This is a genomic window from Okeania sp. KiyG1 (genome assembly GCF_014132355.1).
Taxonomy (GTDB): domain Bacteria; phylum Cyanobacteriota; class Cyanobacteriia; order Cyanobacteriales; family Microcoleaceae; genus Okeania.
This window is the reverse complement of the sequence record NZ_BLZO01000082.1, coordinates 138,469-156,200: the sequence shown is the minus strand read 5'-3', so window position 1 is coordinate 156,200 and position 17,732 is coordinate 138,469. Positions and strand designations below refer to the sequence as shown.

Annotated in this window: 8 protein-coding genes and 1 pseudogene; 1 reads left to right on the top strand and 8 read right to left on the bottom strand. The window is 38.1% G+C overall.

The window, feature by feature from the left end; genetic code table 11:
- Window positions 1-139 precede the first annotated feature (139 nt).
- On the bottom strand, window positions 140-541 hold the full coding sequence (locus SAGCYANO_RS17925) for a hypothetical protein (protein ID WP_202218494.1): 402 nt from the start codon (window positions 539-541) through the stop codon (window positions 140-142).
- A 164-nt stretch (window positions 542-705) separates the two neighbouring features.
- Between SAGCYANO_RS17925 and SAGCYANO_RS17920 the strand changes: the two genes are divergently transcribed.
- Window positions 706-1,725: a transposase gene (locus tag SAGCYANO_RS17920; protein WP_202218495.1), complete on the top strand. Its 1,020-nt coding sequence runs from the start codon at window positions 706-708 to the stop codon at window positions 1,723-1,725.
- A 762-nt stretch (window positions 1,726-2,487) separates the two neighbouring features.
- On the opposite strand, the gene SAGCYANO_RS17915 is transcribed toward SAGCYANO_RS17920, so the two are convergent.
- From SAGCYANO_RS17915 to SAGCYANO_RS17890, 7 genes and pseudogenes are all read right to left on the bottom strand, one after another.
- A complete protein-coding gene (locus SAGCYANO_RS17915) occupies window positions 2,488-6,705 on the bottom strand; it encodes a non-ribosomal peptide synthetase (protein ID WP_202220502.1) in 4,218 nt (1,405 codons plus the stop codon).
- The gene (locus SAGCYANO_RS48825) at window positions 6,702-6,959 is read right to left on the bottom strand and encodes a phosphopantetheine-binding protein (RefSeq protein WP_305081050.1); all 258 of its coding nucleotides are present in this window, start codon (window positions 6,957-6,959) and stop codon (window positions 6,702-6,704) included. The genes SAGCYANO_RS17915 and SAGCYANO_RS48825 overlap by 4 nt, the downstream gene beginning before the upstream one ends.
- 105 nt (window positions 6,960-7,064) lie before the next feature.
- Window positions 7,065-8,411 (bottom strand): annotated as a pseudogene (locus SAGCYANO_RS17910) (amino acid adenylation domain-containing protein); the annotation flags it as partial.
- Window positions 8,412-9,019: 608 nt separating this feature from the next.
- Window positions 9,020-15,097, bottom strand: coding sequence for a non-ribosomal peptide synthetase (locus tag SAGCYANO_RS17905; protein ID WP_202220504.1), 6,078 nt, complete (start codon window positions 15,095-15,097; stop codon window positions 9,020-9,022).
- A gap of 68 nt (window positions 15,098-15,165) precedes the next feature.
- Window positions 15,166-15,978, bottom strand: a complete 813-nt coding sequence (locus SAGCYANO_RS17900; RefSeq protein WP_202221310.1) for a hypothetical protein — start codon at window positions 15,976-15,978, stop codon at window positions 15,166-15,168.
- A gap of 35 nt (window positions 15,979-16,013) precedes the next feature.
- Entirely contained in the window at window positions 16,014-17,057 is a 1,044-nt protein-coding gene (locus SAGCYANO_RS17895; RefSeq protein WP_202220506.1) for a TauD/TfdA family dioxygenase, read from the bottom strand.
- 78 nt (window positions 17,058-17,135) lie between these two features.
- On the bottom strand, window positions 17,136-17,684 hold the full coding sequence (locus tag SAGCYANO_RS17890) for a DUF6817 domain-containing protein (RefSeq protein ID WP_202220507.1): 549 nt from the start codon (window positions 17,682-17,684) through the stop codon (window positions 17,136-17,138).
- Between the last annotated feature and the right edge of the window lie 48 nt (window positions 17,685-17,732).

The following is a 17,732-nucleotide window of genomic DNA, read 5'->3' as shown; positions in this document are numbered from 1 at the left end:
ACTCACATCTTGCACCAACAAAAGTTGATATGAAGAACAATAACTGAAATACTTATCTGATCGGAGGTGGGAGTTAGTTATCTCTTCTCAATAGAGAACTATAATGAAGAAGTAATAAAAACCAGAGGGTAAATTAATCTTACTCTACCCGATGACCTGCTTTTTCTTCATCGGGATATAAATCTAACCAACTTTCATAAAGTGCTTCGATAGCTGAAGTTAATTGCTCAATTTTACCTCTTCTAATCACAGCATTCACTCCATCTATATGTGCTTGACTTCCTGCTTTTCCTAAATGTTTAAAACGCGAAAATTCCCCTTTTTTATTACTTTTTGGGAAAACAGATCTAGACCCTTTGAGTTGATAATACCAATAATGATATTTTTGCCCTTTGGCTTGATACCGTGCTACATAACAATCAGCAGGAGCAACCCATCCTGAAGCTTCAATTTCTGATTTTTCACGTTTTAAAGCAGCTATAGCTTCTCTAATACGGTCTGCTCGCTCTGCTATTTCTAGATTACTGTTGATTTTAGCCATTTTTTGAGCTTTTTGATTATGGAATATGTTATTATAGTTCTCTATTTTAAACAGAGAACTATGTTGCCTCACCCCATTTTATCCCAAGTTGACGAATTACTCTGCTCTTTAAAAGAATTAATGCCCACAATTTATCAAAAGAAACTCTAGAATCTGTTTTAGGCTTGTTTCTACATAGTCAAGGAAATGCTGTTCCTCATCATTGTCAAACCAAATCAGAAAGTGCTATTAGTCGCTTCTTAAATCATTATAATTGGTCAACTCGTTCTCTGATACGCACTGTTCGTTCTTTCATTCTCAACTTAGTTTTATCTGAAAGAATAAAAGGACGAAAACTCATTTTACAAGTTATTCTAGATTTAACAACTCTTGAAAAAGTAGGGAAGTTTGTTCATCTAAAAGAATTAGTTAGAGTTTATAATCATAAAAAAGGTTTACACATCGTTGTTCTTTACTTAGTTATAGGTAATTGGCGATTTCCTTGGAGTTTTCGTGTATATAGAGGCAAAGGAACCTCATCACCTTCTCAACTGGCTTTAAAATTACTGAATACATTGCCTTCTATTTTGACAAAATCTTTCCCAATTTATGTTTTAGGAGATACAGCCTTTGGGACAATTAAATTCATTGAAAAACTCCGTGACAGTTCTTTTAATCATCATGGAATTCTTGGCATCCCTAATACCAGAAAATTAACTGATGGACGTAAAGTGTCTGAACTAAAAACTCGTGGACAACAAGTTTATCTAAACGGCTTAAATTTTCCTGTCTTCTTATCATGGGTTTGGCTAAAACGAGATGGAAAAAGAGTTAAGCGATTTGTTATTTCAACTAAACCTATGAAGGGAAAAACTATCGTCCGTTGGGGAAAACGTAGATGGCAGATTGAAGGTTTCTTTAAAACGGCCAAACATCAATTTAGTCTCCATCGTTTTGGACAAAAAACTTTATTAGGGGTTTATCGTTGGTTAATTCTTTCTCTCGTCTCTTATTTATTAGCTTATTGGATTTATTTACATAATGGTTATTTTGATGATTTAGATTGGTATGATTCAGCCGAAAAAGCCTTAGTTTTGCTCTTACCTCAGATTTTACTCCTTTCCCTTATCAAAAAATTAAAGTTACTAAATCCTTGGTTTTATAAACACGGTTTGGAACTTTGTCTTGTCAGGTGCAAGATGTGAGCAGAGAAATATTTCTCTAATATAGTTAGCGTAATATTTACGCTAACTGTTTTCTTTTTGTCTAAAGTCCAATAGCTTAAATTGTTCAAGTTATTTTTACACGGCTACTTAGAATTGAGCCAGACTTTTTTCATGGTGAATGGAATTATATGATTAAGCCGAGAACAATAGCTTAAATTGTTCAAGTTATTTTTACACGGCTACTACTACTCCTAATGATGTGAGGTTGCCTGTAGCATAGATTGACTTTTGTGGGAAGCGATCGCTTGCTTTTGGATAAAGGCGATCGCTTCCCACAAAATCCAGCATATTAACCTAGTATTGTAATGCCACGGTGCTTGAAAGCTTTCCTGACAGCCACTTGAGCAAATCTGATGTAGACCACTTCTTGAAATAAGTCCAACCCATACTGCTTGAAAGAACTACAGATGGACTTGAGAGATGAATTTCAAGCCACCAGATATCCCAAAAGACCGAAAAGACCTATAGCTAATGTCCAAAGTAACTCTAGCGGAACTGGTGTGGCAACAGCAAGAAGTAGGAGAGGGTAGGCGATGCCAGATCATCAAACTAATACTCTGTAGTACGACTTTGAGTTGGTAGAGCCCGTAGATAACGGGTCGGAGTAATTAAACATTTGTCCATATTACCATATATTGTCATCTCCCCCGATTTTTTTCACTCTCCAAACTCCAGTTACATCCTTTAAACCCTTATACAACAATAGCTGTGAGCTGCTTGTCACCCCGTGAGCTTTGCTTGTCACTCCCTGAGGCTAAGACAGGATTGCAGAATTTTTGCTAAAGTTAGGACATGAGGGGGGGTCAGCATGGTAATGTGATTGCCCGGAACGTCATAAATCTGGATCGGGTGTGTGGTTAATTCTCTCCAACCCAAGGCTGGTTTAGTAAAACTCTCAGCAAATACGCCTCTCCTATCTGTAGCTACAGTTTCAGATGCTTGCAGTAGGGTAATTTTTCCATCATAAATTTGGGGAATATAGTTCAATAAGGCTTGATGAGAGGCTTTTTGCAGAGCCAGAAGACAACATATCAGGGATTCTCCTGCATCTGGAGGGATGACATTAGCTTGTCGCAATTTTCCTAAAAAGTAATTAAATTGCTCCTGGGGAGCTAGTTTTTCGAGTTCCTCCAAAGAAACATAGAGAGATTTGCAAAAAAAACGCTCTAACACTTCCGCTCGCTTGAATAACCACATTGCGTCATCAATTTCCTCATCGATAATACCATTCAGAGGAGCTGGTGTATCCATAATGACTAATAATGCCACGGCTCGATCGCGCTGTTGACTTTGTTGAGCCATTTCAAAAGCCACCAATCCGCCAAAAGAATGACCGCCTAAACAGTAAGGAGTTTCCTTCGGAAAAACTTGCGCTAATACATCCAGATAGTAAGTCGCTAAATCGGGGATATTTTGGTAAGGAGATTGTCCGGTTTCAAGTCCTGGTGCTTGTAAGCCATAAAAGGACTGTTCCGGGGCTAAATGACGGGCTAAATCCGCATATCCTAAAACATTGCCACCAATAGGATGAACACAGAAAAAAGGCTGTTGGGATTTGCCATTTTTAATCCTGACTAAGGGCGACCAAGGACGAGATTGAGGTGCAGAACGAATAATTGTCGCTAAATTCTCAATGGTTCCCTCTTGAAATAGGGTGGAGAGTGGGAGAATACTTCCTAACCGTTCTTCAATCAGTGCCATTAAACGAACAGCTAACAGAGAATGACCGCCAATTTCAAAAAAATTATCGGTGATGCTAATCGGTCGATGGCGGAGAACGTTTTCCCAAATGTTTAATAGTTCTAGTTCGACGTTATCCCTTGGTTGTACGCTGTCTGCACTCGACTGAGTAATACTTGGACTCGGTAAAGCACGGCGATCGATTTTTCCATTGGCATTTAAGGGTAAGGAGTCCAGTTTAATAAACTGGGCAGGAATCATATAAGCGGGTAAATATTGCCTTAAATAAACTCTAATATCTGAGGTTTCTAGATCGGGAGATACTACATAAGCGACTAAACTTTTTTCCTCTCCCTCTACGATTAACTCCACAATACCGGTTAACACTTGGGGATGTTGGTTTAAAATAGCTTCTATTTCTCGGATTTCTAGGCGAAACCCCCTAATTTTAACCTGACGATCTCGACGACCTAAAAACTCTATTTGTCCGTCTGGGAGGTAACGAGCTAAATCCCCGGTTTTGTATAATTTTTTTGAGGATGACTCCGCAAACGGATTGGGAATAAAAGACTGTGTGGTTAAATCCTCTTTTTTGTGATAACATCGAGCAATTCCGACTCCCCCAAGATACATTTCTCCGGGAATACCCACAGGAACGGGTTGAAGATGGTGATCCAGAATATAGACTTGAGTATTGGCGATTGGACGACCGATGGAAACGCGATGGGGAGATTGACTCGGCTCCCATTTACCGATGGTAGCACAGACTGTGGCTTCTGTTGGTCCGTAAGCGTTAAAAAGCTCCCGATTGGATGACCAACGTTTGACAACATCTAGGGAAGGAGTTTCCCCCGCGAGAATTAGACTTTTTAAGTGAGGTAATTGAGCGGTGGGAAGAACAGCTAAGACAGATGGAGGTAAGGTGACAACGGTAATCTCTAATTCGTCTAAACAGCGAATTAAGGTTTCTCCAACTAATAAGGTTTCTGATTTCACTAAACAAAGGGTTCCCCCCGCGATCCAAGTCATAAAAATTTCGCTGACAGACGCATCAAAATTAAAGGATGCAAATTGAAGTACCCGACTTTCTTTGTTAACATGAAATGCTTGACTTTGGGCGATCGCCAGATTGAGCAATCCTCGATGTTCGACTTCAACTCCCTTGGGTTTGCCTGTAGAACCGGAAGTATAGAGAATATAAGCTAAATGAGTAGGTTGAATTTGACAATCTGGGTTGTCTTGATTTTCTCTTGCTAAACTTTCTAAGGACGCATCAAGACACAAGACTTGTGGATGAGAAAGAGGGAATTTTTCCTGTGCTAAGTTCACCACCATCTCTAAAGAAGCATCTAACCCATCCTGAGTTAACACTAAGGATACATCCCCATCTGCTAGCATAAAGCTTAATCTTTCTTGAGGATAAGCAGGAGCTAAGGGAATATAGGCTCCTCCTGCTTTGAAAACACCCAATAAGGCGATTAATATCAGAGGCGATCGCTTTAAATAAATCCCTACCTTCACCTCTGGTGCAACTCCTTGTTTTTGTAAATAATGAGCTAGTTGGTTCGCTTTTTGATTTAATTGGGCATAAGTTAGAGTTTGCCCTTCAAATTCTAAAGTGATCGCGTCGGGAGTTTCTCTTGCTTGACGTTCAAATTGTTGGTGAATACACCGTTGTTGGGGATAATCTCGAGCCGTCTGATTCCACTCCCACAGGAGTTGTTTTTGTTCCCTTGGAGTTAACAAAGGTAACTTATCAAGTGACTGTTGAGGATTAGCTGTAATTCCTTCTAGCAGATTTTCCCAGTGACCTAATAACCGAATAATTGTCGCTTCTGTAAATAAATCCCGGCTATACTCGATCCAACCTTGTAATTCCTTACCGTTGGGTCTTAAAGATAGAGTTAAATCTAGTTTAGAGGTACTGCTATCAAAGTTTAATGGAGTAACGGTCAATCCCTCTAAGCTTAATTCTTCCCTCGGTTCTGGATAAAACGCAAATCCCACCTGAAATAACGGAGAATGGCTGAGATTTCTGTGTGGTTGTAAGGCTTCTACTAATTGCTCAAAGGGAACATCCTGATAATTATAGCTCTCTAGGGCGACCTGTTTAACTCGTTCTAACAGAGTAACAAAGGAAGGATTGCCAGATAAATTGTTTCTGAGGACAAGGGTGTTCACAAAACAGCCAAACAGCGGCGCTAAATTAGGGTCTGTTCTGCCAGCGATCGCTGTTCCTACTAACAGATCGGTTTCCTCTGTATAACGATAGAGTAAGGTTAAATAAGCTGCCAACAAAAGCATAAACAGAGTTACCCCTTGTTTCTGGCTCAAGGTTTTCAGTTTTTCCGCTAAAGATACTGATAAACGAAAGGGATAACGGTGACCTTGAAAGCTAGGAACTAGAGGACGAGGATAATCACTCGGAAGTTGTAAGATGGGTAAGGGATCTCCTAATTGTTGTTTCCAATAGGCGAGCTGAGAGGCTAAACGTTCCTCTGACAAGGTTTGGCGTTGCCAAATAGCGAAATCCGCATACTGAAGCGGTAATTCTGGTAGGGATGAGAGTTTTTGTCTTTTAAAAGCGGAATAAAGTGTGGTTAATTCTTTGATTAGTACATCCATTGACCAAGCATCAAAGATAATATGATGAATGACCAAACTGAGAATATGCTCTGAGGGGGTGAGTTGGAGTAATAGGGGGCGCAATAAGGGAGCTTTGGTTAAATCGAAGGGTTGAGACGCTTCTTCTTGAATTAATTGCTGAATTTGAATGGAACGCTCAGAAATAGACAGGTTTGTGAGGTCAATTTTCCTTAGAGTAATGCTTAATTCAGGAATAATGACTTGAATGGGGTTTCCGTCTTCAACTGTAAAGACTGTGCGAAAAATTTCATGGCGCTTTACGATCTGATTGAGACTATTTTCCAAAGAGGGACAGTCTAACTTCCCTTCAAGTTGCAGCACCCCAGGCATATTATAGACACTGGTATTAGGGTTTAATTGTTCTAAAAACCACAACCGTTGTTGGGCAAAAGAGAGGGGAAGTTTCTCAGGGCGGGCAATTTTTTTGATAGGTTGTAAGTCTGGGGATGTTTCACCTTTTTGAGCAGCATTTTGACGTAAAAATTGAATTATTTCTGCTTTATTTTCAACTAAATTAGCTTTTAATTCTGGAGTTAAGGTATCTGAAGGTGCGCTATATCGCAGACGCTCGCCCTCAAGCCAGAGTTTGATATTAAGGCGACGTATTTGAGATAATAAGTCTATTAAATTCACAGTTCTCCCTCCTCCATGATGTCAGTCCCTGTAACATTAGTTGCAGAGCTTTTTTGTAGCCAGATTAAGGTGTCAATTGAATCTGCCATCTTAGTTAAGGTAGGAGACTCAAATAAAGTTTTTATAGGAATTTTAATTTGAAATCCTAAATCAATACTGGACATTAACTGAGTGATTAACAAAGAATGCCCTCCCAAAGCAAAGAAGTTGTCCTCAATACTGATGGGAGTCACATCTAAGACTTTTTGCCAAATTTTGACTAATTCTACTTCTATGGGGGTTCGCGGTGCAATTAAGGGACGGTTTTGTTGTTGGAGTTGGGGTTCAGGTAGCGATCGCCTATCTATCTTTCCACTAACAGTCTTGGGGAAACTTTCGAGTTGCTGAAATATAGTTGGAATCATAGCTTCTGGCAATCTATCTAATAAAAATTCCCTAATTTCGCTAGTATCTAAGGTTTTGGTTCCTATTAAATAAGCACAAAGATAGAGATTTTCTTGTCGATCTTTCCAAGCTAAAACTACACTTTCTCTAATTAGAGGATGCTGCTGTAGTGTATTTTCAATTTCGGCTAATTCAATGCGAATACCTCGAATTTTTACCTGTCGATCTTTACGGCCTAGATATTCAAAATTCCCATCAGCAAGAATTCTTCCTAAATCCCCTGTTTTATAAACAATATCATTGATTTTATCGCTAAAAGGATTTTGAATAAAAACTTCTTTTGTTAATTCAGGTTGCTGATAATAACCCAAGGTTCTATAGGGAGTTCGGATATAAATTTCTCCTACCATACCTGGAGGGCAAACTTTACCAGCTTTGTCAACAATAATGGCTGTGCTACCTGGCATTGGTTTACCAATAGGAATTGTTTTTTTCTCTCCATCTGAAGGTTTAACAAGGTAGAAAAATTTAGTCATAGTTGTTTCCGAGGCACCATAAAGATTAACCAATTGGATGCGTTTTCCATAACGCTGAATCCAGCGTTCAACATCAGCTTGTAACAATGGTTCCCCGGACAATAAAATATATTTTAGTGCTGAAAATTGGTTCGGTGGAGATTCTGGCAGTAGCAAAGAACGGAATAAAGAAGGAACACAATGAATCAGATTAATTTGTTGTTTATCGATCCAATTTACAAGTTTTCTTCCATCAATAATTGTTTCTAGATTTTCAGGAATACAAACTACTCCCCCTGAACACAAAGGAACAAAAATATCTCTCAAAAAGGCGTCAAAAGCAGGATTTATTAGTTGACTGACTCGAAAACCCTGTTCAATTTTTAGAGTATTAATTTCCCAGTCAATAAAATGAGAAATTGCTTTCAACCTACCAGTAATAGCCTTGGGTGTTCCCGTTGAACCTGATGTAAAATAGAGATAACACATTTCATCAAGTTCTCGCTCTATATTAACTGATTCAGGATTCCAAAAGTCTTGATATTCTTTTGTCTTATTGTTTTTAAGTGAGGTAATAAAATCGGGATTTTTATTAACAATAACTTGGAGATTTTGAGACAGATCGAGGGATTCAAGAATACCCACCACCGAATGATCGGCAATTAGCCAATTTGGAGGAATTTGTAACAGTATATTTTTGAGTTTTTCGCCAGGGATTTTATGACTCAAGGGAACAAAAACTCCCCCCGCTTTTAAAGTCGCTAAAATTGCTGTGATAATAGCGATCGTATCATCAGTAATTATGTAAACAAAGTGATCTTTTTAAGATCATTTAGAATGAGAAAATTAGCTAGATTATTACTTTTTTCCTCAAGTTGTTTGTAGGTTATTTGTTGCTCACCACAAAAGAGAGCAATTTGTTCACCAAACTGTTTAGCTGTCTCAGAAAACCAAGTGTGAATAGGAGGATATTTCATAGGTATTGTTTTAAGTTTTGAGCAATTAATATTAATGGAGCTAAAAACTTGTATAGCAGGGAACAGGGAACAGGGAACAGGGAATAGTTAGAAAAACATTTCCTAGTCAGGACTTACGCAAAGAAACCCGGTTAAGAAAGTAAATCATTGTTTTTGACAATAGACATCTCCAAAAATAAAAAATAAAATCAATTACCGGGCAGAAACCATCAATTCTTTTCTCCTACTCCCTACTCCCTACTCCCTACTCCCTCTTTTCTGGAGAAGTCTAATAAGCATCTACGAGAAACCGGGTTTCTGGGTTCGCATGGCTTTAGTCCTGGTAGTCTTAGATTCATTATCAGTAATTGTCAAGAGCCAACTCTTTCTTAGCTATAATTTGCATCATCATCAGACAAAACTATAAAATGGAAGCGGACAGTCTTTTTTTGAGCTGATTCAATCAAGTTCCGCATTAAAACTATCCAGTAACTTTCGGGTTTCTTGAGTTGAAGTTAAGGGAATTTGTGAGAGGCGATCGCTAGCATAATGGGATAAATTTTCCATGAGATTTTGTAACTGCTGGAGAAGTTGGCGAATCGCCATAACCTTAAATAGCTCTGGATCGTAAGTCATCACTACCAACAGACTCGAATCTAACTCAACGGTGACACTAAGGGGATAATTAGTACGAGAAAAAGAGCGTACTTCCAAAATTTTGAGCTTACCCTCCCCTAATGATATCGGTATAGGGTAATTTTCCACTGCGATAAAACTTTCAAATAACTGGTTTCCCTGTGCTACATCACTCCATTGTTGAATCTGCACCAAGGAATTATACTGATATTCCAGTCGCTCTATCTGTTGCTGTTGAAGCTGTTGTAACCAGTCGAGTAAAGACGCATCAGGATCGACAATAATTCTTACTGGTACGGTATTAATTAACAATCCTACCATAGACTCTACCCCAGACAGTTCTGGAGGTCTCCCGGAAACCGTAGTGCCAAAAATAACATCATCTTCTCCACTATAACGACTCAATAACAGGGCAAAACTTCCCTGTATTAAACTATTTATAGTTAAATGATGGGATTTTGCCCAAGTGTTTAAGTTTGTTGTAGTCTCTGCTGAAAGTTGCAACTCTTCCTGACAGTATTCTCGGCGATCGCCATTTAATGCCCTAACTGTTTGTTCAATTCCCCATTTTGTCGGCGCTTTTACACCTTTTAGAGCTTGTTTCCAGAAATTTTGAGCTGCAACTTCATTTTTCTGGTTTAACCAAGCAATATAATTCTTATAAGGTGGACTAGGGGGTAAATTTGGCTCTTTACCATCACACAAAGTTTGATAAACCTTGAAGACTTCTTGCATAATTATCCCATTACACCAACCATCTAACAGAAGATGATGATGACTCCAAACGAGGTAATATTGAGCCTTAGATACTTGAAATAAAGCCATTCTCATTAAAGGTGCATTAGAAAGAGAAAATCCTTGCTCTAAATCGTTTTTCAGATAATTAGCTAATTCTTCCTCTTGCTGAGGAGAGGATAAATGACACCAGTTTTCCTCGCGCCAAGGTAAAGCGATCGCCGATCGTACTACTTGCAGAGGAGTAGCTAATTTCTCCCAAATAAAGGCAGTTTTGAGACTATCGTGACGATTAATAACTATTTCCCAAGCTTGTCGAAAGGCTACTTGATTTAAGGAGGCAGCGAGGGTGAAGACTTTTTGTTGACAGTATAGATTAGATTCTGCACTGTAGAGACTGTGAAAAAGTAACCCTTGTTGCAGAGGAGAGAGGGGATAAATATCCGCAATGTTACTAAACTCTTGACTAATGCTATCTAGTTGAGACTGAGTTAAGTTAGCTAAGGGGAAGTCAGAGGGAGCATAACTTCTCTCACTTTCGAGACATTCATTAATCAGGGTTTTGAGGGACTTGATGAAATCATCCGCCAAAGTTTCAATAGTTTCCCGTTGATATAAATCGGGATTGTAGTTCCATTCCAACCGAGTACGACCTTCAATCACCATCGCATCAATGGTAATGCTGGGTGTGTGTTTTCCGATCCCACTCTTTTCTCTTCCTCGATTTTCCATCGACAAAGGAAAAATTGAGTTTTCTTGAGTAAATTGTCCTACATAATTAAAACAAACTTCTGCTTGAGGTAAACGGCTTAACTTTTCTCGAATTTCTGGGCGCTGACTCAGATAGCGTAAGACACCATAACCAATACCCCGATTGGGAATCTGTCGTAGGGTTTCTTTAACTACTTGTAACGCCTGAGATGGTGAAACTGATGCCTCACAGGATAATAACAGAGGAAAACGAGTGGTAAACCAGCCTAAACTGCGGGAGATATCCACATCCTCAAACATATCCTCTCTACCATGTCCTTCTAATTCTACCAATAAGTGGTTTTCTCCTGTCCATCGTTGGCAGGTTTGGAGTAACCCACAAAGTAGCAACTCGTTCATTTGCGTATGATGAAGTCGGGAGACTTTATGTAATGCGACTTGAGTTTCGGTAGTCTCCAAAAAGACTGTAACTGTTTCTGTAGATACAACGGAATTTAAATCAGTAGATGGGGTTTGAGGAAGGGAAGACGGGAAAGGTTGACGTTGAGCTAACCAATAGTCTAATTCTTGCACAAGGGTATCCGATTGAGCATAATCAGTTAATTTTTGCGCCCAATACTTAAAGGATGTAGTTTTCTTGGGTAACTCGAACCCCGCATTTCTCTGTTGTAGTTGCGTGTAAGCAGTCCGAAAATCCTCTAACCAAATGCGCCAAGAAACCCCATCCATAAGTAAATGGTGTATGATCGCTAATAAACGTCCAGTGCGTTCTTTTCCTAAGTCAAACCAGACGAACCTAAGTAAGGGTGGCGCGGCTAAATTTAAACTACTTTGATGTTTCGTGCCTTCTACTGCTAAAATCTCAGAAAGTTCGCGATCGCCAACTTCAGAGAGATCCACCTTAACACAAGATATTTTTTCCCCAACCTCCCCATAGCTTTGTATCCAGCCAACTTCCCCTAACTCAAAAGACAGTCTTAAGGTATCGTGGTGTTCAATTAAGTGTTGAATCGCCGTCTCCAAATGTTCCTGTTGTAACTGAGGGGGAGTTTCCAGAAGAATAGACATATTCCAGTGGTGGGGATTAGGGAGAGATTGCTCAAAAAACCAGTGTTGTATCGGTGTTAAAGGAACTTGCCCCCTAGTTTCTCCTGCTTGTGGCTTAAATTCTACTGTCTGGATAACTTTTAACAAGTCTGTAATGGTTGAATGCTGAAATAGTTGAATTGGTTTAAATCCTAATCCTGCTGCTTTAGCTCTAGCAACAATCTGAATACTCAGAATTGAATCCCCTCCCAACTCAAAGAAATTATCCTCTATTCCTACCTGTTCAACATTAAGAACATCAGCCCAGATTTTCGCTAAAATTTTCTCTTGGTGTGTTTTAGGAGCTATATAAGAAGTTTCTAATCTGGGATCAGTTGTTTCTGCATCAAGTAACTTTCGTCGATCTAATTTCCCATTGGGGTTTAAAGGAAAACGATTCAAGAACACAAACCTTGAGGGAATCATAAATTCCGGTAAGGTTTCCTGTAAATAATGGCGCAATTCTGAGACTTTGGGAGCAGGTCTTACTCTGGGAACAACATAAGCAACCAAACGCTTGTATTCAGTATTTTTTTCTGAGAGTAGCACTACTGTTTCCCTCACAGAAGGATGGTTGTTTAAGCGGGTTTCGATTTCGCCTAACTCAATGCGAAAACCATGCAATTTTACCTGATTGTCAATTCGCCCTAAAAATTCAATATTCCCGTCTGGAAGATAACGCGCTAAATCTCCTGTACGATATAGCCGTTCTGAAAAGCTAAATTTCCGTTTTTTCGGTTCTAAACTTTCGAGTTCTTTAGTTTTAATCTTAAATTTAGCCTCTCTATTAAACCATTGTCCTCTCGTAATTTTGAGTTTTAATTTGTGATTTTTGACTTTAACGCTTAATTTCTGATTAAAAGGATTAGTTTGAAAACGATCTTGCTTTAAAGAAGATTGATTTAGATAACCCCGCGCTAAATTATCCCCTCCGATATATAACTCACCAGGAAACCCAACCGGAACCGGGCGTAATTGCTTATCGAGCAAGAAAATTTGTGTATTAGGCAAGGGACGACCCAATGGAACAGTAGCTGCTCCTATATTCTGAGATGCTTGTGTTACTTTATAAATGAGAACCCCTACTGTTGCTTCTGTTGGTCCATAATGATTAATAATCTGGCAATTTGGAGTAAATTTTTGCACCTGTTCCACCAATTCCCAGGGTGTAGTTTCTCCTCCCAAGACTAAGCATTTTTTGGGGAGAATTTGAACTGGATTAGTAATTTCAGTCATTAAAGCTCGCAAATGACTAGGAACAATCTTTAAACAGTCAATTCCTCCCTGTTTGGCGAAATAATCACCTAAAGCAGTTGGATCTGTCGTATGTTCTTGAGAAATAATATGTAAAGAACCGCCCCCACATAAAGCGGGAAAAATGACTGTATTACCTAAATCTGCTGCAAAAGTGGAAATTAGTGCATAATTTGCTCCCGATGGCAAATTGAGACGTGGTGTAATTCCCTGAATATAGTTCAACAGTTGCCGATGTTCGATCGCCACTCCTTTTGGAGTTCCTGTGGAACCAGAAGTATAGATCGCGTAGGCTAAATTTTGGGGTCTTACATCAGTATTTATATTGGTTTCACTCTGTTGTACGATCGCCTCTCTATCTCTTTCTAAAACGACTATTTTTCCTAAATAAGCAGGAATTATGGAGGTAAGATAGTCTTTGGTGATGAGAATCTCAGCTTGAGAATCTTCTAACATAAATTTGAGTCGTTCTTGGGGTAAAACTGGGTCTAGAGGTACATAAGCACCTCCCGCTTTCAAAATTCCTAATAATCCCACTATCATCAACGGCGATCGCCCGACACAAATTCCCACTCGATCATCCGGTTGTACACCTAATTTTTGCAAATGACGAGCTAACTGATTAGCACGAGCATTAAGCTGATGATAGGTTAATGTTTGACCTTCACCCACCACTGCAATTTGTTGTGGGTTTTGTTGTGCTTGGGTTTCAATTAGATGATGAACACAGTTCCGGTGAAAGGTATTTGCCAGGGAATCGCTGCTTAAACTGGAATTAAACTGGAATAAAATCTGTTCTTTTTCTTCATCGCCGAGAATATCTAAGTCTTCTATCCTTTGAGTAGGGTTTTCTGCTGCGTTAATTAATAATATGTGATAATGTTTCAGCCAACCTTCGATTACTTCTACTTCAAAACAATTAACATTATAGTGAAATTCAATTTCAAGTTGGTTAGAATATTGAACGCAACAGACATTTAATTTGTGAGCTTGAAGACAGGAAAACTCTTTAAACAATGACCAACTTATGCCAGCTACAGTAATTGTTTTATTAATTTGTAAATCAGTTTCAAAACTAATTCCATTGCCAACGAATTCTGCGATTTGTGGAGTAAAATAGTCTTGCCATTTTGCTAATTCTTGGGATTTTTGAGAAATTTCTTGACAGAAAGTGGCAAAATTCAAGGAAGAATCTAAAGTAGTTGATAGGGGTAAATATTTGGTCATCAATCCAATACTTTGCCCTAATTCTTCATATTGACGATTATCAGACCCTAATTCCAGACTTACCTCTGATTGATTGGTCATTCTTCCCAGTAATATTAAAAAGCAACTGAGAAAAAAGTCTTGAAGTGAAATATTATATTGATGAGCAACTTTTTTGATCTTTTGGTTTACTTCATCATCCAAATTCAAAAACAATAAATTTGTGTCAAAATTAGTTGTTAATTTTTTATTATTTGAACTTGATAGTGGTAGCTTCAAGGAAGTATTAAAAAGTAATTTTTCTTGCTGCCAATAGTCTCTTCCTTCTTCCGTTTCTTCCCCATTTAATAACTCATTTTGCCATTCAGAAAAATCTACATATTGAAAAGGTTCATTATCCTCTTCATCCCTTTCCATTTTTGCATAAGTATTACTTATTTCCGTCATTAAATGATGTAAAGAAAAGCGATCGCTACATAATCCCGGTAAACTAATAATTAAAATTAATTCATCAGGGGATAACTGCACCCAAGACAATTGCAAAATAGGTGATTTTTGCAGATTAAATGGTTGCTGCAACATTGACTGAAAAATCGTTTCTAGTTTCTCTAATTGCTTTAATGAAGAAATTTGTTGCAAGTCATACTGTTCAAGAGAAATCAAATCATTATCCCCAATTACTTGTAGGGGAACATCCATTTCAGGTAATTGATAAAAAGTTGTCCGCAGAATTTCTTGAAGTTTAACTGTATTTTGTAAAGCCTTAGTTAACCGTTCTTTTTCTAATGCCCCTTTTATTAAAAATGCACCTTGAGTTCGGTAATAGGAACTAGGATTTTTCTGTTGTAATAACCACAGATTTTTTTGTTGTGGTGAGAGACAAAATCCTTCTATTTGTTCAGTTTTCATATTTCTAGTTTAGCAATAAATCATAATAGCCGAGAATTACATTTATCAAATTCAAAACCTACCTACTTTTAACTCCAATAATAAATTTTTTGGTCATCTTGAGAGAGGGCTAAAAATCCGCCAATGGTAATGCGGGTTTTGTTGCCGGAAATCTCAGCAACTTTGTGCATAATGTTACCCCCTTTAAAAATAATCATATCACCTGTTTCTGGAACAATTTTTCTTTGGGGACACGAATCGAGGTGTTGCTTAGCTAGTCTGATCTTTTCGGGATCGGTTTCCTGCTTACTCATATGCTCTGGAGGGAGATAAAAAAGCACTAATTCTCCCCCTTCTTCTGGCTTACTAATCACAATAAAATAACTCAGTCCATTAACTACTTTACCGATACTTTTTAGGTAATCGTAAGCTGAATCATGTAGAAATTCATTGCCAGTATGGGCAGGAAGTCCCCCTTTTTTCGGTTGTGCAAAGCGAATCGTAGCTGGACTATATGCTTGTCCATTTTCTTTTGGTAATTCAATGTTCCGACCTCCTGACATCTGACTAAAAATGTTCTCAAGTTTAGTTTCAAAGTCAATTTTAAAGATGGTTGTCAGCCCTTCTCTAAAGCGTTGAGCGTTTTGTAAATACTCTGAGCGATCTTTGCCAATTTCGATGATAACTTGACCTAACGTTTGTCCATAGCGAACCTCATGAGTTGCTAACTTTTGCATCTCCAATTGCTGTTGAACATTGAGCATTTCTTCTAAGGAGAAGACTTGTTTAATAACAATCCCTTCTAATTCTTCTTGATAAATCTGATTAATTCCATCAGGATATTGATTTATTGAATCAGCAGCTACGGTAATCCATTTGTTTTTAGTTACTTGTGTAGTCATAATCGTTGATACGTCCTCAAAGATTTAATAAGAGTTTAGTTAGAGTAAAGTTGTCCCATTCCCACAACGACTTGTCGTTGCCCAACATAAGGCATTCGTCCATGACAAGTTAACATATTATCTAACATGAGAATATCCCCTGATTGCCAAGGAAAAATAGTCATTTCTTGTTGATAACAGTGACGAATTTCAGCGACGGTCGAGGAGTCAATAGCAGTTCCATCACCGTAATAAGCATTACGGGGTAATTCTTCGGACTGATACTCACTCAAGAACAAGTCTCGGACTTTTGGTTCTAAGCTGGATATATGGAATAAATGCGCCTGATTAAACCAAATTTTGTCCCTAGTTTGGGGATGAATAGCGATCGCTTGACAGACTTGACGAGTTTTTAAGCGATCACCTTCTTTCCATTCCCAATCAATTCCCTGCTGACGACAGTAATTTTCCACAACTGATTTCTGGTTTGTCTGGAAGACATTTTGCCAGCTTAAATCTAAACCATCCCCATAGTTTCGCACATACATAATCTTTTTTTCCTCAAATCGTGAAACAATTTGAGGATCGAGTCGTTTTAAAACCAGGCGACTGTCTGCTATTGGCGTAGCACCACCTTTTGAGGCTGCTTTTCGGCAAAAAAAAGCGATTTTTAGTGGCCAGTTGCGACTGTAGGCCATTTCATTATGCAGGGGAATAGTTTGATGGGCCGGATATTCTGTTGAGGTGTGAATTTTCCCCCTAACTTGCGATCGTGGAGTGGAACGATAGGTATAATCTAATAAGTCTCCCCAGATTCCCTGAATTAATTGCTCAAATTTTGCTATGTCTTGGAGTCCAAAATTACGCCATAAAATGGCTCCATATTGATCTAAATTCTTCTCAATAAATTCTCTATTTTTTTCTACCCAACTGACTAAATTTAAGCCTTCTACCCTTGGTTTCACCACTAGAGGAAGAGATTGCTTTGAGGGCAGAAAATGAGAGGTTTCAATTAGGCTATCCTGGTTAATTTTAACAGGTTTACGTTTGACAAGTGGTTTTTTTTTCGGTTCTAATTTTGTAATTGTTTTTTGGTTCATTTTTGTTTTTGTCAATCGCTGGATTGTTAGGTAAATTCATCGTTAATAATAACTACTGCTTATAACACTATTTAGTTATTACTTAGATATAATTTTTTTTTGAACTTCTGTTTTTACTTGCTCTGGTATATGCTTGAGAACTTTACGATAACCAAATTGGTAAACATATAGATAAAGTCCTATTTTCCTCCAAAGCCAATGCAACCTATCAAATTCTTCGAGTAAATTAGCCATATCCAAGATAATTAGATTTAGCCATTGAGGATAATTAATCATTATTTTTTCATTGGTAAAACGATTAATAATAGGAATTTTATCATCGGGAACAACACGCTTTTGAAAATACTTTCTTCGTTGTGAAATGCAGTATAAATAAACAATTTCTTCTGCTTCTTCGCCAATTGCTTTCTGTAACTCATCCCTTTGCGAAAAGTTCAAAACATGCTTTTTTCCAGTTCCATCCGTACCATAAAAAGAATGAAAATATCCAGCCAAACAAAGATTTTTGTGGCATTTCCAAGTTTCTAATAAATTTCCTGTTCCCACTAAATGATCGTACAAAGTTACCTGAGTATGAGGGATGGTATTGGTTTGATAAGATTTCAGCAAATTCAAAATATTTTTCATAATTGATAATTTCTATAAAACTAACTACTATAGCTACTACATAACCTG

Excerpts from the sequence above, each read along its gene's own strand:
- SAGCYANO_RS17925 (WP_202218494.1), bottom strand. The coding sequence starts at position 541 with ATGGCTAAAATCAACAGTAATCTAGAAATAGCAGAGCGAGCAGACCGT.
- SAGCYANO_RS17905 (WP_202220504.1), bottom strand. The coding sequence starts at position 15,097 with ATGAAAACTGAACAAATAGAAGGATTTTGTCTCTCACCACAACAAAAA.
- SAGCYANO_RS17900 (WP_202221310.1), bottom strand. The coding sequence starts at position 15,978 with ATGACTACACAAGTAACTAAAAACAAATGGATTACCGTAGCTGCTGAT.
- SAGCYANO_RS17895 (WP_202220506.1), bottom strand. The coding sequence starts at position 17,057 with ATGAACCAAAAAACAATTACAAAATTAGAACCGAAAAAAAAACCACTT.
- SAGCYANO_RS17890 (WP_202220507.1), bottom strand. The coding sequence starts at position 17,684 with ATGAAAAATATTTTGAATTTGCTGAAATCTTATCAAACCAATACCATC.